This is a genomic window from Desulfolithobacter dissulfuricans (assembly GCF_025998535.1).
Taxonomy (GTDB): domain Bacteria; phylum Desulfobacterota; class Desulfobulbia; order Desulfobulbales; family Desulfobulbaceae; genus Desulfolithobacter; species Desulfolithobacter dissulfuricans.
This window is the reverse complement of record NZ_AP024233.1, coordinates 361,222-386,499: the sequence shown is the minus strand read 5'-3', so window position 1 is coordinate 386,499 and position 25,278 is coordinate 361,222. Positions and strand designations below refer to the sequence as shown.

The 25,278-nt window shown below is 53.6% G+C and carries 11 protein-coding genes; 9 read left to right on the top strand and 2 right to left on the bottom strand.

Annotation, left to right across the window (positions count from 1 at the left end; all coding sequences use genetic code 11):
* Window positions 1-88: 88 nt before the first annotated feature.
* The 6 genes from GF1_RS01615 (at window position 89) to GF1_RS01590 (ending at window position 8,138) form a co-directional block, all read left to right on the top strand.
* Complete coding sequence (locus GF1_RS01615) at window positions 89-1,012, top strand: Tim44 domain-containing protein (protein ID WP_267927880.1); 924 nt, start codon at window positions 89-91, stop codon at window positions 1,010-1,012.
* A 273-nt stretch (window positions 1,013-1,285) separates the two neighbouring features.
* A complete protein-coding gene (locus tag GF1_RS01610) occupies window positions 1,286-3,370 on the top strand; it encodes a TolC family protein (RefSeq protein ID WP_267927879.1) in 2,085 nt (694 codons plus the stop codon).
* A complete protein-coding gene (locus GF1_RS01605; RefSeq protein WP_267927878.1) occupies window positions 3,336-4,322 on the top strand; it encodes an HlyD family secretion protein in 987 nt (328 codons plus the stop codon). The genes GF1_RS01610 and GF1_RS01605 overlap by 35 nt, the downstream gene beginning before the upstream one ends.
* A gap of 56 nt (window positions 4,323-4,378) precedes the next feature.
* Window positions 4,379-5,731 carry a TackOD1 domain-containing metal-binding protein gene (locus GF1_RS01600; RefSeq protein WP_267927877.1) on the top strand — a complete coding sequence of 451 codons (1,353 nt, stop codon included), beginning with the start codon at window positions 4,379-4,381 and terminating at the stop codon, window positions 5,729-5,731.
* Complete coding sequence (locus GF1_RS01595) at window positions 5,721-7,034, top strand: glycosyltransferase family 2 protein (protein ID WP_267927876.1); 1,314 nt, start codon at window positions 5,721-5,723, stop codon at window positions 7,032-7,034. Before GF1_RS01600 ends, GF1_RS01595 begins: the two co-directional genes overlap by 11 nt.
* A 348-nt stretch (window positions 7,035-7,382) precedes the next feature.
* Entirely contained in the window at window positions 7,383-8,138 is a 756-nt protein-coding gene (locus tag GF1_RS01590) for a PEP-CTERM sorting domain-containing protein (protein WP_267927875.1), read from the top strand.
* Between the two features lie 495 nt (window positions 8,139-8,633).
* On the opposite strand, the gene GF1_RS01585 is transcribed toward GF1_RS01590, so the two are convergent.
* Window positions 8,634-9,845 carry a hypothetical protein gene (locus tag GF1_RS01585; RefSeq protein ID WP_267927874.1) on the bottom strand — a complete coding sequence of 404 codons (1,212 nt, stop codon included), beginning with the start codon at window positions 9,843-9,845 and terminating at the stop codon, window positions 8,634-8,636.
* A gap of 15 nt (window positions 9,846-9,860) precedes the next feature.
* Window positions 9,861-11,054, bottom strand: coding sequence for an alpha/beta hydrolase (locus tag GF1_RS01580; protein WP_267927873.1), 1,194 nt, complete (start codon window positions 11,052-11,054; stop codon window positions 9,861-9,863).
* A 1,321-nt stretch (window positions 11,055-12,375) separates the two neighbouring features.
* Here GF1_RS01580 and GF1_RS01575 point away from each other — a divergent pair.
* The 3 genes from GF1_RS01575 to GF1_RS01565 are packed head-to-tail and all read left to right on the top strand — an operon-like array spanning window position 12,376 to window position 25,203.
* Entirely contained in the window at window positions 12,376-20,508 is an 8,133-nt protein-coding gene (locus GF1_RS01575) for a type I polyketide synthase (RefSeq protein WP_267927872.1), read from the top strand.
* The gene (locus GF1_RS01570) at window positions 20,492-23,590 is read left to right on the top strand and encodes a type I polyketide synthase (RefSeq protein WP_267927871.1); all 3,099 of its coding nucleotides are present in this window, start codon (window positions 20,492-20,494) and stop codon (window positions 23,588-23,590) included. Before GF1_RS01575 ends, GF1_RS01570 begins: the two co-directional genes overlap by 17 nt.
* Window positions 23,512-25,203, top strand: coding sequence for a polyketide synthase dehydratase domain-containing protein (locus GF1_RS01565; protein ID WP_267927870.1), 1,692 nt, complete (start codon window positions 23,512-23,514; stop codon window positions 25,201-25,203). Before GF1_RS01570 ends, GF1_RS01565 begins: the two co-directional genes overlap by 79 nt.
* The last annotated feature ends 75 nt before the right edge of the window (window positions 25,204-25,278 follow it).

Below are 25,278 nucleotides of genomic sequence, written 5' to 3'. Positions count from 1 at the left end.
ATGCACCCAAAACCATGACAAACCGACAACCAGGTAGTACAGTCTACTTCTGGTGTACCTCATACTTCAACTTTACAGGAAACTACACATGTATACACACCTAAGGCGTTTAACCCCGTTTTTACTCATCTTTTTCACCCTGGCCTTCATGGAGGCCGGCCTTACCGCCCAGTATGCCGATGCCCGTTCCCGGGGAGGTGGCAGATCTTTCAAGCGGATCGCACCAACAAAAAACATTCCGCCGAGACCATCCAAGCAGATAAACGGCAACAGATCAGGCTTTGGCCGCGGACTGGCCGGTGGATTACTGGGCGGTGCCCTGGGTGGTATGCTGTTTGGATCCATGTTCGGCATGGGTGGCTCCGGCATGGGCATCCTGCCGCTTCTGATCCTTGGCGTTATCGGATATTTCATGTATCGCCGGTTCATGGCCAGGCCAACGGCAAACAGCAGTCCTGGCTACCAGCCCCCGCCGACACAGGGATCTTTCTCAGACATGCATGCCCGTGCAAACACGGGACAACCGGGGAGCTCTGTACCACCGGTTCCGCCTCCGGCCAATCCTGTGGAAACAGGTCTTGCCGAAATCCGGGCCCATGACCCAGGCTTTGATCCGGATCATTTCAAGGAAGTGGCATCCGACGTTTTTTTCAAGGTCCAGGCCGGATGGATGCGTCGCGACCTTGACAGTTACGGCCACCTGCTCGGCAAAGAGCTTGCAAGCGAATATGCCCATCATTTTGCCGAAATGCGGCAGAAAGGCATCATCAACAAGCTGGAATCCATCGCCATCCGCCAGGTGGAGATTGTTGATGCAGGCTGTGTGGACGGTGAGGATTTTGTCACAATCCTCTTCACCGCCAACCTGCTGGACTACACGGTGGATGAAAACACAGGCGAGGTGGTTGAAGGGAGCATGACCGAGCCGGTCAAGTTTGCCGAAAAATGGACCTGGGCCCGCCCTGTGGGCACGGAAAACTGGAAGCTGGAAGGGATCCAAGTGGTCAAATGAAAAGACTTCTGGCTGTTTCATGTGGATTTGATCCGTTATCATCAAATCCACATGAAATGATGGAGAGCGCTGAAAATCGCCTTATTTTTCAGTAATTCTTTCTTGACAGTGGGGATCCATTTCATTATTAATTTTTTTCGTTAAATTATTAGGTTATTACTCCTATTGACAAGATGAGCAAAGTTCTGCTTCAGCGGACTGACTCGGCCGACAAGGCTTCGAACAGTCTGTAACTGATATTTTTCAGGACCGGCTGGCTACAGTTCATACGACATGCTTTCCCTGAACCGCCTCAAATCAAGCCCCTTCTCCCTGCCTCCCGGCCTGACAGCACTTCTTTTTTTCACTGTGTTCTGGCCGGCGATGTGCCTTTCCTCGAATCCCTCCGAGCATCAGCAATTCATGGATCTGCTGTTATCGCTTAACGAACAGTTCGATCGTCAATTTGCCACCGAACAACCCATGACAACCGTGGATGAAATATTCACGGCGCCATGCCTTGGAAACGAAGAGAAACATACTTTCGGGGCCGATATCCTCCGCGAACAGGCCGTTCAAATCAGGAGAAGAACCGGTCTTGAACTCCGGGGATACTATGCGACCGGGGATCTTGCCAATGAGGGCTCGGACCAGGGCGGCTTCGATGACAGTTCGGCAAACCTTGAACTCTCATGGGACGTTCTGAAGAACGGATACCTCCAGTATGGCAAAAAGGCTGATGCACTGGAGTACAGGGCACAGATAGCAGAAATTCAGCAGGATATGCGACAGAACGAGAGGGAGGGAAGATGCCGGAGTTACAATATCAATCAATCTTTTTCAGAGGCACTCACCATTCTGCTGATGATGAAACTGCAACTGCTTGAAAAAGTCTATCCAATAGAACGGCGAGCCTATTTCAGCAATTGGAGTTTTCTTGACGACTATTTTGTTTCGGAAGAGAATCTTGTTCTGACCAGGCAGGAACTTACCTACCTGAATCAGGATTACACTCCCAAAAAAGCCACTACAAATCTTTATTCGCCACCCTTGCTTGACGTGGATTTGTCGGGCATGATCAAGGCCATTTTATCCGACAACCGACCGGAGATGCTCACAAACCTGGAAAAGGAACGGCTCAAGGCCGAAGATGATGCCGACATACCTGATTCACTGAGCCTCTTCGTTCGTCGGAATTTCGATATCAACAACAGCACTACGTCAGGGGATGACCTTGTCACGGGCCTGAGATTTCGCATACCTCTCTACGACAGGCAGACCGACGAGCTGAGACTCAGGCTGTTGCAGGCTGAGCGGAACAAATCCCTATTGCTCTGGAAACGGATTGCCAAAACCAGAGCTGCCCATGCCAGCCTGAGAGAACAGCTGCGCCGGACTGTCCGGGCACATTATCGTCAGGCACAGGCCCGGGAAAGGTTCAGAAGAACCTTACTGGAGTTGCAAATGGGTGCCGACACGCTTATGCCGGTGGCCATAACGAGAATGCTCACACTGCTGGATGCCAAAATCGAGTTATTGCGCGCCAAGGAGGAGCTGTACAGAAGGGTTAACGAGATGTTTCTTGCGTCCGCTCTGCCCTATCGCTCTGACCTGGTCCAAAAAGTCAGTCTGACGCCCGGCCTGAACAGGGCGCGCCTGGGAGATCGCAGTATTTACATCTGGTCTGCTGGCTTTAGTGCCATAAGCAATGAAAATCTGATTAATTTTCTCAAGGCAAAACAGATTGACAGAGTCCTGCTTTCTGCCAGCACAAAAAGCTCTTTTGGCAAGATAACGGATTTCCTGACAATGGCAGAGAAAAATAATATCCGGGTGGAAATGCTCACCGGTCAACCTGACTGGATCTTTCCGGAAAATCAGGAAACTGCTCTCGCACGTGCCGTAACCCTCGCCGAACGGACAGGCATTGTCCATCTTGATGTAGAACCCCATACCCTGCCTGGTTTTCGCCAGAAAAAGAAGGAATATCTCGAATGGTATATCGAGTTCCTCGAAAAAATCAAACAGGGCCTTCTGGACCGCAGGCTAAGCGTGGACGTGCCCCTCCATTTCCCTGCAGAAACGTACCATTTGCTTGATTCAATTGCAGACAGAGTGTATGTGATGGCCTATGGCACGACAGATCCGGACGTGCTAACCCGACGGCTGCAGACTGTTTTGGATAACATAGCATCAAGCAAGCTGGTGATTGTTTTACGGGCGTCTGATTTCAGGGATGAATGGGCCCTTGAAAAGATGATAGACAAGCTCGTCTTGTCCACAGGAATAACACAGTACGGAATTCACCAGTTCAGAACGTTTTTTCAAAAGACAACTGTAGACCATGAAACTCCGCACCCGGAAAAGCTATTTCAATAATCTTCCGGAAGGAAAACCTCCGACCCGCATACTGCCACGAATTACCCAGTTCATATATTTCCTGGCACTTTTTTCCATTGTCGCTGGCGTGTTATACCTGATGGCCATGCGAATAGTGTTTTTTACAGGCCGGGGACAGGTTGAACACCAGAAAACCGTACTGAGCAGTGTCAAGGGAGGAGAAATTGTTCAACTTGCGAAAACCGAAGGTGACCTTGTTGTTCAAGGAGAAGTACTGGCGCAAATAGCCCGGCCAGGTAAATGCGAAGACAGCCCTGACCTGAGAATAGAAAAATTAATCTATGACATCAAAAGGATGCGGGCAAAACTGGCCATTCTTCAAGAGCAGCTGAAATCAACAGGCCAGAGAGCGGATACCGAAATCCTGTACCGTGCCCTGGAGATTGGCTCCGCCTCATCCCGTCGCAAAATGGAAAAGCAGACTGCCAAGGAGGAAAAACTTCGGGAGAAGGTACAACTTCTTAAAGCGGAAATCACCGTCCGCCAGGAAGAACTTGTCACCTTACAGCAACTGCTATCCAAGCCTCCAGACCCTTCCTGCCGCTATGAAACGATTATCGCACCATTTGACGGCATGGTCTATCTGGTCAAGGCAAAGGAACATGAATATATACGCAGCGGAATGCCACTTTTTGTCCTTATTGCAGACAAGGCTCCTGTATATATTGATGCATACACAAAAGAAAAATATCTGCAATACATTACTCCCGGCAGCCAGATGACCATTATTTTTCCTGACCGTTATCAGAGTATCGGTCGGGTGGACGAGATTAGCTCATCGGCACAGGCCGTAGCAAAGCGGCAACGCAAGGACTACATTCCCATATCAACCATGATCCGGATCAAACTCGTACCTCTTGATCCGGAAGAAGAGAAAATCTGGCAGAAATACGATCGGATTGTTCTCAAGGTCAGAGGGAGAAAGCTATGAGAACTGCGGTTTTCATCCCATCGTCCAACATGCCACGTCCACCCGTGGACATTCCTGTGGCAGATATTGACAGCCTGTCGTCAGTTGACGATGAGAAGGTTGCCTTTTTCCTGATTGACTGCTCCGATCCGCATGCCGCCTACCGGCAGCTCTGCCGGATACGTCGTATGGTCGACCCTGCATTGTACTTGCGACCGGTACTTTTTTTACCGGGCCCGGAGTCGGTGCCAAAAAACATTCTCCAGTCTGCGGACGGGGCCATTCAGGCGATGGGGCATTCCCTGCATGAACAGCTCGAAAGCTGGACAGCCAGGCTCGAGGGGATAAACAAAAAAATCCACCAGTACACCGGCCAACCTAATCAAAATGATACCAATATCGCTTTCAAGATATTGCGCTTTATCGCCTCCCGCAACCTGACAGCGGAACCGATTCCATCCGTGCAGGCATTGAGCGGATACATCTTTCCGGCCCTGCAGCCTCTTTTCCCAAAACCTGACAACGGAATCTTCGAAACTCTGGAGTACCTTGAAACACAACGACTGCTTTCAGGCACATTCACCGGTTCCGCCTACTCATGTACCCATTGCGGTTGCGCTTTCCTGAATTTTTTCGAAACCTGTCCTGATTGTGGATCCAGCGACCTTGTCACAGATGAGCTGATTCACCATTTCAAGTGCGCCTATGTGGGGGGACTGTCCGAATACCGGCAAGGTAATGAACTGATCTGCCCCAAATGTGACAAAACCCTGAATCACATAGGGGTTGATTATGACAAAACCTCTATTGTCTACCACTGCAACCAGTGCGGCAATGTTTTTCAGGAAGCCGGGGTTATGACTTCCTGTTATAATTGCCATCGGGAAACGGAGCCGGAGAATCAGGTGCAACGCTCCATCAAATCCTACACAATCACAGCCATTGGAGAAAATGCCGCCAGTTACGGCATGGACTCTCTGTTTCAAAACATTCTTGAAAGTAAAGTTCATGCCCTTGCGTTCAGCGCGTTCAAGGAATTCTTCCGTATCGAGCAGGCGCGAATACAAAGATACGGTGTAACAGTCAGTTCGCTGGCAGCACTTCGGTTAGGCGGAATCGAGGAACTGTACACCAGGCTGGGGAAACGCACCCGGGAAATTTTCGATGAGATCAGTGAAGCATTCAAGGCCAACCTCCGCAGTTCTGATCTCTTTACCATGCGCAACGAAACACTGTTCCTGATTATCCTGACTGAAACGACTCCAGAGGACGGTGAGCGAGCTCTCAAGAGAATCAAGGAACGCATAGGCAGCCTGCTCAAGACCAACCTCGATATCACATTTGACGCAGATTTCGCCATCTGGCAGATCACGCCTGACCTTGATCCGGACTCCTGCCTGGAGAAAGTACTTAGCCATTATGCTGCTTGACTCCCTTGGCGAGTTTGTCGCTGATTTGACCCTCATGAAAATGCTGGCCTATTTCTGGCCTTTCTTTTTAGTCGACATGACAAGATACCTGTTTCTGGATTTTGTCGTCCTGCTCGTCTACATCCCCAAACGGCGACTCAGAAAAATCAGATATAAATTAGCCCGCAGGAAGTTGTATCGCGAACGCCCGCTAGTCTCTGTGATCGTTCCCGGTAAAAACGAGGGTAAGCATATTCCGGCACTGGCCGAATCTCTTGCCAATCAGACTTACAAAAACATAGAAACAGTCATTGTCGACGACGGCTCTGATGACAACACTCCCGTCATATGTCGCAAGCTGGAGCGAGAAGGCAAAATAGATCTTTTTCTCCGCAATGAAATCCGTGGAGGCAAGGCCTCGGCGGCCAACACGGCCCTGAGGTATGCCAGGGGAAAATATATTATACATCTGGATGCCGACTCCCACCTGAAACATAATGCCATAGAAACCATTCTGCTGCCCTTTTACATGGACACACATGTCGGTGCTGTAGGCGGAGATGTCCGGGTCGCAAACACGGATGTCAGCTTTGCGACCCGCTTGCAGGCTATAGAGTACTTAAAGTCAATTACCACGGGGCGCACCGTCTCCTCGGAACTTGGCATCCTGCGAATCATCGCCGGAGCCCATGGCGCCTTTCGCCGCGATATTCTACAACGGATTTACGGCTGGGATGTCGGCCCCGGTCTGGACGGAGACATCACACTCAAGATACGTAAACTCGGATACAAGGTTGTACATGAACCTTATGCAATCTGTTATACCAATTGTCCGGATACTTTTACCAAACTCGCCAGGCAACGTTTCCGTTGGGACCGTTCTCTCATCCGTTTTCGAGTGAGAAGGCACAGGGATATTCTGCTGCCATCCAAGAGTTTCAACATAAAAAATTTCCTGGCTTCGGCAGACAACATCGTTTTCAATCTTCTTCTTGACATCAAGTGGTGGATATATATTGCCCAGGTATTCATAATCGGCCGGAGCCAGGTTGAAATTTTTTTTATCATTAATATGTTTCTTTACAGCCTGGCAAATTTTCTGGAATTTTTTGTCGCGGTTGCCTTGCTTGGAAAAACAATACGCAGACGAGAAAAACGGCTCATCGCCTTTATTCCACTTATGCCGCTGTACACCGGTCTCTTCCTGAGAACAGTCAGAACTTATGCCTACATCATGGAACTCTTCCACCGAGTGTCCTATATGGATAAATGGAACCCTTGGAAGGTTTCCAAAATTGTCAAGAACGAACCGTTGAATCGATAACAGTATTCTGCTGCACCTCCCCTGGCATGCAGTCCGACGTATAATTGACCGACAGCACATACCCTGGTCACCCCTCAGCCCCATCGCCTCGCCACCCTCAGGTTCAGCCAATCGGCTCTCGGCGGTCAAGGCAGACGGCTGAAGCAGCCAGCCGAAGAACCAGGCCGTGACAGCCGAGAAAAATGTGGCTCTTTAACACTTACGCTTTCGTCATCTGGGAAAAGCGAGAGTTTCCTTGAGAGCGTTGCGGATTGTTTTTTTGTTTTTTGGTCTATTTTGTGCAAGCAATAAAGACAAAGAAAAAAGTTGAGAAGACCAGGTAATCACTTAGTGAGGGGAAACAACGTCGTGAAAAATCATATCATGTTCATATTTCTTGGTGCTGCGCTGCTCTATACATCAACGGCTGCTGCGGTTTCCATCACCTATGAGGAGGGAACCATCTGGTACATAGATAGTGTCGTCTGTGCAGGTACATACGGTGATGACATGGAAGGAATGGAGGTCAGCGTCACCTTCAGTGATGGCACGATGGAAACCGCAGTGTGGCAAAGTCTTGGTTCCGGTTCAGGCGGGGCCTTTGGGAACAACTGGAGCCTGCAAGTGGAAAACGGATCCACTTATCCGAATTCGTCCCATTTTTCTCCGTGGGCTTTTGAGAGTGACACGGCTATTACCAGCCTGACGCTGGATGCCGGCAGCGGCGACTTTGTCTTTGATGGCACCAGAACCTATGCTTCAAATCCGATACTCTATCCCAGCACTCCCAACTCAGGAAGTGGCTGGCCCTTCGAGTTTGCCGATCTTCTTTCTGAATCTCTTTTTGATTCCAGCACACTTGCCACGTATTCCAACGCAGTGGCGCTTGTCGGGACAGCTCCCGTGGATGACCTCTACCGTACCCTTACCATCGAGCCCAATCTTTCAAGCTGGACAGGACCCATGTCCTTCACGTTCTCGGCCGATACAGATACCGTCAATCCCGCTCCAGTTCCGGAACCAGCTTCGATGATACTCATGGGGACAGGCCTGGCTGGCCTGACAGCCCTGAGACGGAGAAGCAAGAAAAAAACGGGCCGGAAAACAGAACTCCTAGACATATAGTCCGTGTTTGCGGAATAATGTTCCGTAATTCCGGTTTTCTGAACTTTGATTTTGATTTTCAGTGGTGCTTCCCCGGCCTGCATCTTACTGAAAGTACCTACTTGTTACGGCCCTCTTTATACGCCTGTTCTTTACAGCGCAAGCACATCTCGAATTTCCTGCAAAAAGAACAGGGAGCGCAAAACATACCCATCACGACTCTGGCCAAAATCGGGCCAGACGGCTGAAAAAATGCAAGGAAACAACTGCCAGGACAACCAGTTGCTAGACAGTGGCGAGGAATAACTGCTGAAACGAGAAGGAGATTCCCTTAACCCAATGATGGAGACAGCCCGTCACGACTCCACGCGCACCGAACCGATCCGAGGTATCAATAACATTATCACTGCATAGTAGACCAACTCTGACACCTGAGAGAGCGTCTTGAGCTCGTTGCAGAACCGGATAAAGTTTCGTGCCGAGGCGCGACTTTGACCAACAAGTCAGCCTCACATGTCAGGGAACCATCTGGTACTGGAACAGAACCTGAACCTCAGGTAGGGCGGGATCCTGTATACCGACCTGTTGGAGAATGGATAACTGGTCGAAAAAGACAGAAGGCGTTTCCATCCGGGGATTACTCCAGTCCTGCCACCACTGGATACTATGCCAGCAAAACGAATGGAACGAAAAGCTTTTCCCATCGTCTGCACTTTCCATCACCACCAGATAGCTTCCCACATTAAAAATAGTATACAGACGACCGTCGACATGCCTGCTGATCTGCAGGTACGCGGTGCGAAAACTATTTCCGAAAATCGGTACTGAAGACCACTCGCCGGTTGTACCGTTATAACGAAAATATCGGATACTTCTGTCCACGGCCCAGACCAGATAGACATTGCCCGATCCGTTGGTTACCGCACTGAAATGACTGCCAAAGGGATCGTGGTCGTCCGTTGTCCCAAAACTGATAATCGTATCAGACCATGAGCCGGTTGCAGGGTCATTTCCTTCGAGAAGCGACCATTTCATCATGTTTTGCAGCCGCCCCAGCCAAAACCGCACATCAGTATAGATTAAACCGATTTTTTCGCCGGAAACAATCATCCTCGCGGACTTGGCACCCAGGGAATTTTCGCTTCCCCAGGAAAAACCGCTGTCGTACCATACATCCAGAGGATCATCGCTGTAGGCCATGTGAATGGTTACAACGAAGTCGACAACGGTGTAAGCGACATAGACCCTGCCATTCGAGTCCACAGCCAGCGTCGGAGCCCGTGCGCGCTCTCCACCGCCTGTTACCACCCGGGTTTGAACCGGCGCCCATGTCCCGGCCTGGTTATCATAGGTCGTTTCGGCGTAAATGATGGCTCCATACAGATCCCTGTAGACGATATGAAGCCTGTTATTTTCAAGCAATATATCTCCCGAGGATGCCTGGTCGGTATCGCGCAGCGAAAAAGAGACGCGCCATTGCGTTGCTTCCCTGGGAGCGCTCATCAACACCAGGCTTTCCGGGGCGCAATCACTTCCCGTGTTGACCAGAAGATGCCGGATACCATCGGCCGTAACTTGAAGATGTTCTTGCTGCCGAAGGGAAATCATACCTTCGGCTGTGCTTGTGATATTTGTGAATGTTCCAGAGAGTATCTGCAGCGAGAGGACAGTATCTGCTGAACCCAGAAGCAGGTAAGTTAGTACAGCAACGACTGCAAATGCTCTCATATCAGACCTCACTCATCAGAAACTTGAATACGCCTTCCGGGGATTTTTTCGGCTGTTCCACGGAAATTTGTAAAAACTCTGAGGATGTTCAGGTTGGGGAGTATTGTCTATCCTGATCGGGGGATAGAGGGTGCCATCGATCCATCTACCCATAGGGTAGGTATTCCCATCTCCTGCCAGCACTTTCCTCGCCTCTTCACGGCGCCTGAATGTATAATCCGCCAGAAATGCAAGAGGTCTGAACACCGCCCATGATTTCAGAGCAAGAAAGGGATTTTTCCCTGGCGTTACATGATCTGCCACAATCATGCATCCATTGTGTGACTGCGAGGGAACAATGAGAAACTTTTTATTTTGACCAGGCAGAGCAATATTTCTAAAGAGATCGATGGCCATCCGGTGATCGTTAACCTTGTCCTGATCATATACCTGTACCATCAAGAAGGTATCCTGGGGAAAATTCTGCAGCTGACTCTGGGAAATATTGTAAGTGTACCATGGTGCCATAATGAACATGAAGCGACCTTGCGCCCCCCAGCCTTGTTCGACAAATCCTTTATACGCCATCGCAGGGGTCGCTCCGCCACCGAAAGAATGGCCGACAAATGCAACGCGACTTAAATCCATTAAATTGCCATATCTTTCCACCGCCGCCAGAAAACCGTTCCACAAAGTCTCGTAACGTTCGTTAACATCAGCTCTCAAGGTCTTGTATGGCACATAGACAAGCACATAACCATTACTGACAACATTCCTTATCAGGTCCGGATAGGCTGTTTCCCAGTTTGTCGCCCCATAGGCATGTGAAAAGAATATGGTCGGCGCCTTACCACCGTATCCCTCGGGATAAAACACATTGATCGGTTTTCTGCGCCACATGGGGTTTCTCATCCTGAGGACACCCATCCGATAGGGACCTTCAGCACCATATCCAGATGTTACCGGTTTTATGTTTTGTGCACAGACAGCGATATTGGCCTTGTCGTAATCCCGACTCTCACGTCCTCCAAACCGTTTATTTCTTGCACTCGCGCAACTGCCAAGCAGCATGAATACCAGAAAAATACTCAGGATAATGCCAAGTTTTGTCTTGAGAGTGTAAAGAGCCATGATCTCCCCTATGATTACAATATTGTACCTCAACAAAAGATACACTACATCTATAACAAACAACCTCTGAATATAAACGATTTGTTCTTGTTTAGCCAAAGAAAATGAATTCTCTCCATTGCAGATGAATCAGCTGATATCCAGAACAGGTACGTTAAGCAGGCTGAGGGAATGGATGAACATAGCAACGTTTCCCCATTCACTGCGTGGAATCAGACAGCATGGAATATCCAGGCACGAATCTTCAGACTCAACTGGTGCCCTTTGGATTCTCCACGCCTGCTACCTGCCTCTCTTGCGCAGATAATACCGGACCAAAGACCGGACATTGTCGAAACCAGCGGCAAAGCAAGGCGCACATATTGCATGCATTCAGGTGGTTCTCATGTATGGCGAGGCTAATCCGGAGCAGATGTCCCTCCATGCCGCTCCAGTTGTGACACAACCGACTTCGGCAGCCGGCCGGAAGCCGATATACGCGGAGCGGAAATTCCGGTAATCGTAATTACAGCACACGCCGGTCTGTGGCGATATTTTACAAAACCATTCAGGACGGGTAGAATTTGACTTGTCGGCAACAGATGCTCTGAAAAGGCAACAGCTACCGGTCACGAATGCCCCTGAAAATGTGACAGGTGATGTTTTGCTGCAAAAAATCATAAATAGATTACGGGTTGATGAACAAAATACTTGAAATTGAGACCGCAATTGATCAAAGTCGACACGCTACAGCCTGGTCAAGGAAAGAGATACGGCCTGAAGAGTTCCCGTCATGCTTCCTCATGTTGCTCTTAACAAACTGACACAAGTTGAGATTATGGCCATAGCTCATGACAACCCGGTGCCGGCTCGATTGCCAAGACTTGCGAACAGGCGCGATTTGTACCTGCTGAAAATTGTCGATTTCGGCCCCCGCGTACCTGTTCCCATTAAAGTCGCCGGGGACATTACACAACCATGATACTTGCGCAGCTCATTGGCAGACTTAAATGGAATTGCCACAGGAACACTTCGAGTTCAGTTGGACACCCCTGATATCTGCCCCAGGACCGATATCCATGTTTCAATATTTTTTATTTTTCTTTTCACCAAAGTTCCATCAGAACTTACGGGTGAAAATACCCAAGGATTTTCGCATGATCCCTCTACAGGACAGATTTCAGTATACGATCTTCACGCCACAGCTTCCTGCGACATTTTCAGCTCTGTTCCAGGTGATAGATGTTTTCCGCACCACCGTCCATAGAATCTCGCGCCAGCCGCCTTCTCTCTTTTCAGGACTCATCATTCAAGGATAGCGCCTGTTTTCCACGGGACAGACAAATCGGGCAGGAGCAAAAAATCATCTCTTCCACCGACTCGTCTCCGAAGGATCGGAAACCGGTTCGTACCTGGAAATCAGATATTCACAGGATAAACAATGAAGGACAGCAAGTTCACCAAATTTGTCTTTACCCCCGCCGGTCTCTGTGACGGTACCCTGGCAGTGGCCGCCTGCCGAGCCGGAGGCATCGGCATTCTCAACGCCGAACTTCTCCACAGCACGGACACGGCCGGGACCATTGCCCGCCAGCTTGACTTCATCTCCGCAAAGACATCGGCCGAGTTCGGACTGAAACTTGACACCGCCGAAGCCGACCTGCTTGACCTGGCCCGGGAATACACGAGCCGTGGCCTGCGGTGGCTGATCGTGGATTCCGAGACTCTCCCGCCGGCGGACAAAATCAAAAAACTGCGCGATGATGGTATCAAGGTCCTGGTAGAAACCAGAAACTGCCATTGGCCCGACAGGCCGGCAGATCTTGCCATAGATGCTCTTGTTCTCAAGGGTAACGAGGCAGGAGGCTTTGTGGGTGAAAATTCAACCTTCATCCTCCTGCAGCAATGGCTCAGGAAGAGCGATGTGCCTGTTTTAATCCGGGGTGGACTGACCCCCTCGGTCGCCGCCGCGGCCGCTGCCCTTGGTGCTGCCGGTGGGGTCTTCGACAGTCAGATCCTGCTCATGGAGGAATCTCCCCTTGCCTTGCAGTTGAAACCTCTGCTGCAGGGCCTTTCCGGGAACGAGACGGTGGCCGTGGGCGACAACGAAACCGGCCGTTTCTTCCGCCTGCTGCGCAGACCGGGCGCCGGCGGAGCAGTCCTCGCATTCATCGACCAGGCTGCGGGCAGGCCGCTGCCGGAACTTGCCGAACTGGTCCGCAGCCGTTCAGACTGGTTCCAGCCCTCCTCTGGACTTTTTCCTGTGGGTCAGGACATCTGTTTCGCCGGACCATGGCGCGAAAGATACGGCGTATTGTCGGCCCTCTTCAGGGAGGTGGACAAGGCGGTGGCCACCAGTCTTGACATAGCGGTCGCCAAAAAGCCGCTGGACGAAAACTCTCCCCTGGCCCGATCTCTCAACACACCGCTTCCCGTTGTTCAAGGGCCGATGGCCAGGGTCTCGGACCGGGCCGAATTCGCCGCGGCTGTATCCAGGGGTGGCGGTCTGCCTGTCCTGGGACTGGCCCTCATGCGCGGTAAACCGCTGGAGACCCTTCTTTCGGAGACAGCCACGCTGCTTGGCGAGGCGTCCTGGGGTGTCGGCCTGCTGGGATTCGCAGAAAAAGAGCTGCTGGACGAACAACTTACCCTGATCAGTAAATACCGTCCAGGATACGCTGTTGTCGCCGGCGGACGCCCCGAACAGTCTGTCCGTCTTGAACAGGAGGGGATACATGCCTTCCTGCATATCCCGGCGCCGGAGCTTCTGGCTCTTTTCCTCCGGGAGGGCTGTCGCCGTTTCATATTCGAAGGACGTGAATGCGGCGGTCACATCGGACCGGTCAACAGCCTGGTCCTGTGGAGTTCCATGATTGAACGTCTCCAGCGGGAGATGACGGAACAGAAAATTCTTCCGGAGAGCGTCGAGATACTTTTTGCCGGGGGCATCCACGACGCACTCTCGTCGGCAATGGTTCAGGTGATGGCAGCGCCACTTGTCGACAGGGGCGTGAAAATCGGCATTCTGATGGGAAGCGCCTACCTCTTCACCAAAGAGATTGTCTCCTCCAGGGCACTGGTCAAAACATTTCAGGACCAGGTGATAGAGTGCAATCAGACGGTAAGCCTGGAAACAGGTCCGGGTCATGCCAGCAGGTGCGCTGCAACTGGGTTTGCAAGGTACTTTTTCCAGAAGCAGCGTCAGCTTCAGAGGGAAAAAAAATCCCCGGAGGAAATCCGGCGCATACTGGACGACCTGGTCCTGGGCCGGCTGAGAATCGCCTCCAAAGGTTGCGGAAGACTGGACGAATCGGATTCTCTTTGTAAACTTGATGAAACGAGGCAAAAGGAAGAAGGAATGTACATGGTCGGCCAGGTCGCGATCCTGCGTGACCGTCCAACCGACATTGCCACCCTTCACCGGGAAGTGACACAGGAGGCGATCAGACTCCTCGAAGGTCGGCTGCCAAAACCAGCCCCCTTGAAAACCAGGGCAAGCAGCCCCCTTGACATCGCCATAATTGGCCTCGGCTGCCTGCTACCCGGGGCAACGACCACCAGAAAATACTGGGAAAACATCCTGACAGGACAAACCGCCATTGACGAAATACCGGCCCATCGGTGGGACTGGCGTCTGTATTATGACAACGACAGAAACGCAAAAGACAAAATTTATTCACGCTGGGGAGGTTTCCTGGAGGATCTTCCCTTTGATCCCTCCCGCTACGGCATGCCGCCCAATTCCATCAACCATGTGGATCCCATGCAGCTTATGGCCCTGGAAATCGCCAGGCAGACCCTGGAAGATGCGGGATATCCGGGGAAACCGTTCTGCAGGGAAAGAACATCCGTAATCATAGGGGCCAGCGGTGGCGCCGGCGATGTGGGTATGCAGTATGGTCTCAGGTCTGAATTACCCAGGTTTCATGGAAAACTTCCCGAAGACATTGCCCGGCGGCTGCCCGAATGGACCGAGGATACCTTTGCCGGCCTGCTGCTGAACGTGATTGCCGGCAGGATTGCCAACCGTCTCGACCTGCATGGGGTCAATTTCACCACAGATGCCGCCTGCGCCTCCTCTCTGGCTGCAATCTATCAGGGAGCCATGGAACTTCTGACCGGACGCAGCGACATGGTCCTGGCCGGCGGGGTCGATACAGTCCAGGGACCTTTTGGCTACATGTGCTTCAGCAAGACTCAGGCCCTGTCTCCGCGGGGCAGATGCGAGACCTTTGACGAGTTCGCCGATGGTATCGTCATCTCGGAAGGCATTGCCATGGTGGCACTGAAACGGCTGGAGGATGCGGAGCGCGACGGAGACAGGATTTACGCGGTCATCAAGGGCGTCGGTGGCGGCAGTGACGGACGGGCCAAAGGACTGACCGCTCCTCTGCCGGCCGGACAGCTGAGAGCGATGAAACGTGCCTACGAACACCTGGACTTCGGGCCTGAATCGGTCGAGCTGTTTGAAGCACACGGCACGGGTACAGCAATCGGTGATCTGGCCGAACTGGAGAGCACGACCACTCTCCTGAAACAACACGGGGCCGGACCTGCGCAGGCAGCCATTGGCTCGGTCAAAACCTTGATCGGCCACACAAAAGCGGCGGCCGGTATTTCTGGCCTGCTCAAAGTTGTTCTGGCCCTTCACCATCGCGTCCTGCCCCCACACAGCGGCGTCAGCCGGCCGCAGGAGATATTTCTCCGCAACGACGCCCCACTGTACCTGCCCGACAAACCCCGACCCTGGCTCCGATCAGCCGGTCATCCCCGCCGGGGAGCAGTCAGTGCCTTTGGTTTTGGCGGGACAAATTTTCACGTTGTGCTTGAAGAGTACTCGGAGGAATACCGGCCCTGGCTCTTCCAGTCTGTCCGGGACAACTGGCCCTGTGAACTGCTGATCTTCAGCGCTGGTGACCGACAAGAGCTTCTGACGCAGATCAACAACGTAAAGGATGCTGCCGCCATCTCCCGGGTGGAACTGCGGGATCTGGCCGCCAGCCTTGCGGCCCGCCGGGCTCCTGATGGGGAAGTGATGGCGATCATCGCCACCGATCCTTCCGACCTGGGACCCAAACTCGCCCAGGCATCGGAATATCTCGGCGGCCGGCGGGACGATCCTGGCCCGGGAATTTATCACAGCGGTCTCATGACCAGGGGAGGAAAACTCGCGGTCCTGTTCCCCGGTCAGGGGGCTCAGTATCCCGATATGCTGCGGGAACTTGCCCTCCACTTTCCCCTGGTCGCCGACACGCTGGCAAAGGCCGACACCGTGACCAGGGACGATTTCGCAAACCGGTTTGCTCCCGGCAACCTTCTGAGTCATTTCATCTTTCCAAGGGGGTGTTACGATGAAGCCTCCCAAAAAGATGCTGCCCGGAAAATCACCTCCACCGACATTGCCCAGCCAGCTCTCGGGGCAGTGGAATCATCCCTGTGGCTCCTGATGGGAGAATTTGGCCTGACTGCCGACATGGCGGGCGGTCACAGTTACGGTGAATTCGTGGCCCTGTTCGCCGCCGGCATAATCGATTTTGAAACACTCATGCATATTTCCGTCAGTCGAGGCCGACTCATTGCCGACATCGGGAGAAAAAACAGGGAGACCGGAACCATGGCCGCCGTCATGGCCCCACGGGAACAGGTGGAGGAAATCCTGGCCAGTGTCGGGGAGGTGGTGGTCGCCAACCACAATGCTCCGTTGCAAAGCGTGATTTCCGGCCCGACCGCAAAGGTGAAGAAGGCGGTGGAACAATTCAGCGATGCCGGGATCCGAAGCGTCATGATTCCGGTCTCGGCCGCCTTCCACTCGCCGTTGATCGAAGGAGTAACCGGCGAATTTTCCGCTGTGATCGACCGGACGGACTGGACGGCAGGCACCATGCCCGTTTATTCCAACACCACGGGCAGGCCACATGCGGATGATGTGAAAACCATCAAGGCCACAATGACAAGGCATCTGGCCAGCCCGCTGGAATTTGTCACGGAAATAAAGAGTATGTATGCAGACGGAGCCAGGACATTTCTGGAACTGGGACCGAAATCAATTCTAGGCGGATTGACTGAAAAGATCCTGGAGGATGCGCCATGCAACATCATCTCATCCGAGGACAAGGGAACCGGTCTTCCCGGTTTTCTGCACATGCTTGGCAGGCTGATATGTGCCGGTCACCAGGTCGACCTGACCCCGCTTTTCAAAGGTAGAGACTGCCTGATCGGAGATCCCCTGGACGTGTCTTCTCTTTCCAGACACCGTCCTCTGCCGGATCATGTGTGGCTGCTCAACGGCAGCGGTGCGAGACGGATCAATGAGCCTGTCCGCCAGATTGGCGTGACGGTTGAGGACCTGGTTTCTCTTGAGGAATCAAACAAAGAACAACTTCTGCCCAAAAAGGAGACTCCAGATATGGATAAACACCACGGCGACTCCGCAGACCACGCGGAGTTGATGGAAAATTATCTCGACATGATGCGCCAGTTCCTTGAGACACAGGAACGGGTCATGTCGATGTATCTGCAGGGAGGAGGAAGCGCCACGCCGGTTCGGCGCCGCTCCCATACCCTCCGCGTGCCCCGGCGTCCATCCCCCCCTTCAGCCGCCTCGGCTGCCGGGTCTCCGCAGGCCCGGACCGGCCCGGAACCCGCTGCCCAAAGCCAGCCCCCCAGGGAGGACATGGCTGGCAAACCGGCCCCGGCGTCCACCGATGATAACCTCCAGCCCGGAAGCAGCCGGGAAAGCGGTGATGACAGGCAGCCCACCCCTGCCCAGACCGGAATGATGGACCGGGACAAGCTCACGGCCACCCTGCTGAAAATCGTCGAAGAGAAAACCGGATACCCGCAAGATATGATAGGACTGGAACAGAACCTGGAAGCGGATCTGGGAATTGATTCCATCAAGCGGGTTGAAATTGTGGGAGAACTGCTCAAGGTTCTGCCCGAGGATCGGGTCCGGTCAATGGGCGAGGAAGAACGCTCACAACTGAACACCCAGTCGACCCTGAAGGGTATGGTTGATATCCTGCTGACAGAGGGGGAGGATTCGCGCCCTTTTGATCAGACCGGGGCGGAGCAGGAGGTCCTGGCCGCAGACCTTCCGTCCCGGTATATCATCGAACCTGTGGCCGAGCCCCTGGATGGGAAAGCGGCAACCCATCTGACGACCGGTTTTTTTATAATCACCGAGGATGACATGGGGCTCGCCGGCGAGTTGGAGGGCTTGCTGTCCGCTAAGGGCTGCAAGCCGATCCTGCTCCCGCGCCAGGTCCTGGAGGACGAACAGAGCCTTGAACAGTGGTGTGCCGCCCTGACAGTACCCGCCGGAGAGCTTGCCGGTATAATCCATGCGGTGCCGGTTTCGGCGCCGTGGCTACCCACGGAGGCGAAATCCGACCAGTGGCGGGCAGAACTTTTCACCAGCGAAAAATCATTTTTCCTGCTGGTGCATCGGACTTTGTCACTCCTGCACGACAATGCCCATATCGTCGCAGTCAGCGGTCTTGGCGGTTCCTTCTGCCGCCTCGCGGTGCCGCACGAGGGACTTTCCCTGCAGGGGGGCGCTGTCGGCCTTATCAAGTCCCTTCTGGAGGAGAAGCCGAATTTCCGACTCAAGGCGATTGATCTGGATCCTGACCTGGAACCTTCCCGAATGGCGGAACTGGTACTGGCAGAGACCGAACTCGTAGGAGGACGGCAGGAGGTCGGCTATCCCCGGGGCGAACGGACAATTTTCAAAACAGTCCCGGCCGCCATCCCGGAACATGAGGGTGGCATGCCGGCAAACATGGTGGTGTTCGCCACAGGCGGGGCAAAAGGTATCACCGCGGAAACTTTGAGAGTCCTGGCGCAGCCGGGCAACACACTGGTGTTAGCCGGACGCTCCGGGTTGCCGGAGGAGGAACCGGCAGAACTGAAAAAACTTGTATCCCTGGCCGACATCCAACGCTATTTCATAGAACAGGTCCGGACAGGCAGGCTTGATCTCAAACCAGCCGAAATCAGGCGCCGGGCCATGAAAATTTTATCGGACAGAGAACTGCTCGCCAACATGGAGGATTTCCGCTCAAAGGGAGCGGAAGTAATCTACTGCCAGCTGGATATCACCGACGAAAATGGTGTCAAAACACTTTTTGAAAACCTGTACGAAAAATACGGCGCCATCCACGGCATCGTCCACGGTGCCGGTGTAATAGAAGACAAATTGCTGGAAGATAAAACTGCGGAGAGCTGGTCCCGGGTGGTTGAGACAAAAGTAATCGGACTGATGCTGCTGCAGAAATATATCCGCCCGGAGTCATTGAAATTTTTTACCGTTTTCAGTTCAGTGGCCGGCAGATACGGAAACTCCGGCCAGACAGACTATGCCACGGCCAACGAACTGATGAACAGGATATGTTGCCAGCTGCGGAGGATATGGCCGCAGCAGGTCACCATCAAAGCTCTCTGTTGGGGCCCCTGGGGACCGACCAGGTACGGCTCCGGGATGGTAACCCCTGAGACTGAAAAAAAATTCCTGGAAAAGGGAGTGGTACTGGTCCAGAGTGACCAGGGACGAAAACTTTTCGCGGACGAGGTTCTGGTATCCTATGACCCTGCGGTGGAAATCATCTGCGGGCAGGGGAAATGGGAAGAACATGAAGCTGAAAAAGGAAAAATTTTTCCGAAAAATCATCCCACACCCTTTTTCAGTCCAACAGAAACTTTTCCGCCTTCAGACCAGCGAAAGATAAAGACTCATATCCTGCTTGGACGAAGGCACCGATATCTTGACGAACACAGGATAGACAATATTCCAGTCCTGCCGGCTGCCGCTGCGGCCGAAATAATCGCCGAAGGGACCTCTTTGCTTTACCCTGAACAAAAGGTTGTTGCATTGCATGACCTCCGGGTTCTGAATGGAATCAAAATCACCGCTCAGGACCAGGAGATAGTGCTTGAACTCGACCCTGGCGAAAGAGACGGGGATAACGTTACCGTAACGGCCGCTCTCACCTCGCAGGGGGACAATGGCAGGCAGGTCATCCACTACCGATGTACGGTACGGTTCGCCCGGGAACTGCCTGCAATGCCGGACACCACCCACACGACAGACGACTACCGGGAAAAAAGCCTGTCGGTTGCAAAGGCATACGACGAATGGCTCTTTCATGGACCCGTGTTCCAGGTCATCGAGACCATCCATGGAATGTCGTCTGAAGGTGCGCTGGCCGAACTGCGCCCCAGCGAGCCCGGAGAATGGCTCTCAGGCATCCCGGAGCGGGACAACCGGTGGATCCTTGATCCTGCAGTGCTCGACGCCGCACCGCAGATGGGCCTGCTGTGGGCGAGAATGTTCCGGGGCGAATCAGCCCTGCCGGTGCGGTTTGGCCGCATCACAAGGTATGTTGACAGGCTGCCGCCAAAACTGTCCATGGAGTTTCGCCGGAGAGAGACTCCGGAGCCCAGCATGATATCGGCCGATGTGCTTTTCACCGACAGCGAAGGAAGGGTGGTCCTGAAGATAGAGGATCTCAACTGCGTATCAAGCAAAGAGTTAAACCGTCTGGGAGGCACTGCCCGTGTCACGAGACAGTAACAGAACAAACGGGGCGGTGGCCATCATCGGCATGGCCTGTATCTTTCCCCAGGCTCCGGACCTCAAGTCCTTCTGGAACAATATCCTCAGGGCTGTCAATGCAGTGGATGATCCGGTCCCGGGATGGGAAGCACAGCGTTATATTGAAAGCGGCCGGATACACACAGCCAGGGGCGGATATCTCAAGGATCTGTACCGTTTTGACCCACGGCCATCCGGAATCATGCCCAGATCCCTGGATGGCGGGGAGCCGGACCAGTTTCTCGCCCTGCGGGTTGCCTGGGAAGCCCTGGCCGATGCCGGATACCTCGGGGACGAGCACGATCATTCCCAGACAGGCATTATTCTTGGTCACAGCACCTATCTGCACCGGGGCCAGGTCAACATGGTCCAGCACCATATCGTCCTGGACCAGACCCTGGAACTGCTTGAAGCATTCTATCCCGATCTCACCCCGGCTCAGAAGGAGAAGATACGGAAAACCCTGGAGGCCAGGCTGCCACAGTCCAACACGGATATCTATCCCGGACTGGTCCCCAATGTGATGACCGGCAGGATAGCCAACAGGCTCAACCTCAAGGGACCCAATTACCTGATTGACGCCGCCTGTTCCTCTTCTCTGCTGGCGCTCAATGCCGCCATCGAAGAGCTTCGGAGCAACCGGAGCCGACTGATGCTTGCCGGCGGAGTAAATGCCTCCCTGCCGGCCGAAGTGGCGATTATCTTCACAGAGCTTGGCGCCCTGAGCCGAAAAGGAAGGGTATGCCCCTTTGCGGCCGATGCCGATGGCACCCTGCTGGGAGAGGGTCTGGGCATTGTCGCGCTGAAAAAGCTCGAAGACGCCCTGGAGGACGGAGACAGAATCTATGCCCTCATCCGGGATATCGGGCAATCCAGTGACGGCCGGGGACAGGGACTGCTGGCTCCGAGTGTCGAGGGCGAAACCCTGGCCATCGAGAGAGCCTACAGTTCGTGCCGGGTCGATCCAGAGACCGTGCGTCTCATCGAGGCCCATGGCACAGGCATTCCCCTGGGGGACAGGACAGAAATCAAAGCACTGGGCAACGTGTTCGGACAACGTCGCGGGCAACTGGCGCACATCGCCCTTGGCTCTGTCAAGTCGATGATCAGTCACTGCATACCGGCAGCAGGCATAGCCGGAGTCATCAAGACGGCCCTGGCCCTGCACCACCGTATTCTGCCGCCGACGATATGCGACAGGGTCAACCCTGAACTCAACATCGAGACCACTCCCTTTTACATCAATACCTCGGTCCGCCCCTGGATATCCAAACCGGAACTCGTCCGCCGGGCCGCTGTCAACGCGTTTGGCTTTGGCGGCATAAACACCCATGCCGTCATGGAAGAAGCCCCTGCCGTCGCCCGGAGACCGGACACGCTTTCCCGGTGGCCCTGGGAGCTTTTTGTATTTTCAGCCCCGGACAGGGATACGCTCTCCGGCAAACTGCAAGACCTTCTGGAACAGCTCGACACAGACACGGGGCAAGAGATCGATTCCATCGCCGCAACCCTGGCTCTCGAGGATGAAGCACAATCATACCGCCTTGGACTTGTGGCTTCCGACAGGCAGGACCTCAGTCGGAAAATCCAAAGTGCGCTGAAAAACCTTGCCGACAGAAGAACAGAGGAAAGCTGGACCCTGCGCAACTCCATATCGTTTGGCTCCAGACCTCTGAACGGCAAACTGGCTTTCATGTTTCCCGGAGAAGGTTCCCAGTACCTCGAAATGCTTGCTGATCTTGCCATTCACTTTGATGAGGTGCGGGAATGGTTTGACTGCTGGAGCGGGATTTACGACGATGGTGACATGTCGCGTACCGACATTCTGTTTCCACCGCCAGGTGAATCGGGCGAAAAAATGCGCGCCGAACTCGAAGAGCGGCTTCATTCCATGGACACTGGTTCCGAAGCAGTGTTCATCGGCAGCCAGGCACTCTTCACCCTCCTTGAACACCTGGGCGTCAAGGCCGACATGATGGTTGGCCACAGTACCGGGGAATCCTCGGCGCTTGTGGCCTCGGGTGCGATCAAGGCCAGCAGTAAATCCACGCTCGCCAACCTCATAAAGGAACTCAACCTTGTATACCAGGAAGTTCAGGCGGCCGGCGATGTTCCCACCGGGGCCCTGCTTGCAGTTGGCGCCCTGTCCAGGGAAACCGTCCTCCAGTGTCTTGAAAAAGCGCCAGGGGACCCGGTTATCGCGATGGATAACTGCGCCAGCCAAGTGATACTCTTCGGAGACCGGGACACCATTGCCGCTGTCCAGGAGGATCTTGTCCGGCAAGGAGGAATATGCATCCTGCTGCCCTTTGACAGGGGGTATCACACTCCCCGTTTTGCGGCTGTTTCCAAGGCGTTCAGGAAATATTACGACCAGGTGCAACTTGGCGCTCCGAAAATTCCCCTTTACTCCTGTGCCACCGCGGACCTGTTTCCCGACGACCCTGCGGCGGCAAGGGAACTGGCCGCAAGCCAGTGGTCCACGACGGTGCGCTTCACGGAAACTGTCCGTAGAATGTATGATGCCGGTGCCAGATGCTTCATCGAGGTGGGACCCTCCGCGAACCTCAGCGCCTTTGTCAACGATATCCTGAAAGGGAAAGACGCGGTTGCCCTGCCCCTCAACATCAGAAAGAAAAACAGCCTCCAGCAGTTTCTCACCGTCCTGGCTTTCCTCTTTGCCAACAGGGTGGACATGGACCTCGGGAACCTGTTCCGGTCCCGGTCAACGGCCCGGAATCCTGACAAGGAACAGGACTCTGCCAGGGGCATGGTGCTGGACAACACCATGCCGGTGATCCACCTGGATCAACATGATGTTTCGATCCTGCGCAGTACTGTTTTCGCTGCGCAACCTCGCGGAGATTCAGGCGACAACGGGATACCGGTCCCAGGTACAGCGTTCTGCGCCGGACCTGCCGCGACTGCGGCCGGCACACCTTCCCTTCCGGGTTCTGCCGGAGATTGGGGAGCACGCCCCCAATGGACGAGGGGTATGTCGAATTCCATGAAGGACAATCCATTGACGACGAGGTATCCGCTCCCTTTCTTGACTTCATAGAAGAACTTGACAGCAACCTCTGCGTTGCGCGGACAGTACTCGATGTTTTTGCAGACCATTTTCTGCAGGATCATATCCTGTCCGGCAAAAGCTCTCTCCAGGAAAACATGGTTGGCCTCTCGTGCGTCCCCCTGATGGTCAGCCTTGAAATCATGGCCGAGGCCTGCGCACTTGCCGCCGGAGACGTCAATGTCCAGACGATAGAAAACATCAAATCTTTTGACTGGATTGCCCTTGATTCCGATGAAATTACCCTCGAGGTCCGAGCGGAACGGCTCAAGGACATGCCGGAAAAATTCAGTGCGGTTATTCTGCACAACGGCAAACCGGCGGTTTCAGCTCTTTACTCGTTTCAGGTCGACAGACTGCTGAAACCATTACCGATTCTCACCGGAACCCGGGAATACCGATGGCAACCGGACGAACTGTACACCACCGGCATGTTTCACGGGCCAACCTTTCAAAGTATACGCAGGATTACCGGCTGGGCCGAGACCGGAATCGAGGCCAAACTGGGAGAACTGTCCCTGACCGGCTTTTTTGAACCTGAAAAAATACCCGAGCTGATCCTCAACCCTGTGCTGCTGGACGCCACCGGGCAACTTGCCGCCTACTGGACAGCTCACCGCGAGGGCCCGGCATTCAACTCTTTCCCCTCGACCATAGACCGGATTGAGCTCTACGGAAAACAACCCACCACCCTGGACAATCTCACCCTTACCGGCAGGAGATCGCCAGGTTCCCGGGACGGTGATCATCTCTGGAACTTCGAATGTCTTGATAACAACGGAAACGCCCTCTTCCGGATGTCGGGCCTGTCCAACATTTTCTTCCCTGTTCCGCAGAGATTTTATGAAGTGCGCAAGGATCCGTTACAGGGTAGACTGGGCCGCCTCTTTACCGACCAACAGGATGATATTGTCCTGTGGCGACTGGATTATTTACCGGAAAAATTCTGCGCCCAGTCCGGGCGGATTTTTCTTCGCGTTCTCGCCAGAGCCCTGTTGAGTTGGGAAGAGTACGACAGCTGGCTCGAAATGACGTCAAAACCTTTACGCAGACAGATGGAATGGCTCTTTGGGCGCATCTGTATCAAGGAAGGGATCATTCACTGGCTTCGGACTCACATGGACCTGACGATCTTTCCGGCAGACCTCGTTGTGCTGCATGACGAACATGGGGCTCCCTACGTGGAAACGGTCGTGGATCAGGGTATTGCCCTGCCCGAAATATCTCTTTCCCATGACCGGAAGATGGCCCTGGCCGCCATCGTTCCTCCCGGCCGGACCATAGGGGTAGACTTTGAACATCTCGACAGGCCTTTTGATCTGGAACTGGTATCGGCAACCCTGAGAGAGTCGGAGCAGCTGATGCTGGAAGGGCTTGAAGGAGAGCCTCTGCGCGAAAAGATGTTTTTTATCTGGTGTGCCAGAGAGGCTGCTTCGAAATATTTCAAGTGCGGCCTGCAAGGTAACCCCAGACAGTACCGGGTTGTCTTCGACAACCAGTGGCGGCAGGCGGTGGTCCACCTCGGCGACCGACAGGTGCCCGTGAACATACTGAAAAAAGGATCCTGCATCGCAGCGTATGCCATTGCCCCTCCCTCTCCCTGATGGAAGGGACCTTCAACCAAAGGTTTCATATGGGAACGGCCTGCAAAAAAACTACCACATAAAAGATTTACCGCA

What these genes read in the sequence shown, in the direction of transcription:
- GF1_RS01565 (WP_267927870.1), top strand. Translation starts at nt 23,512, where the DNA reads ATGGACGAGGGGTATGTCGAATTCCATGAAGGACAATCCATTGACGAC.
- GF1_RS01605 (WP_267927878.1), top strand. Translation starts at nt 3,336, where the DNA reads ATGAAACTCCGCACCCGGAAAAGCTATTTCAATAATCTTCCGGAAGGA.
- GF1_RS01575 (WP_267927872.1), top strand. Translation starts at nt 12,376, where the DNA reads ATGAAGGACAGCAAGTTCACCAAATTTGTCTTTACCCCCGCCGGTCTC.
- GF1_RS01610 (WP_267927879.1), top strand. Translation starts at nt 1,286, where the DNA reads ATGCTTTCCCTGAACCGCCTCAAATCAAGCCCCTTCTCCCTGCCTCCC.
- GF1_RS01595 (WP_267927876.1), top strand. Translation starts at nt 5,721, where the DNA reads ATGCTGCTTGACTCCCTTGGCGAGTTTGTCGCTGATTTGACCCTCATG.
- GF1_RS01615 (WP_267927880.1), top strand. Translation starts at nt 89, where the DNA reads ATGTATACACACCTAAGGCGTTTAACCCCGTTTTTACTCATCTTTTTC.
- GF1_RS01585 (WP_267927874.1), bottom strand. Translation starts at nt 9,845, where the DNA reads ATGAGAGCATTTGCAGTCGTTGCTGTACTAACTTACCTGCTTCTGGGT.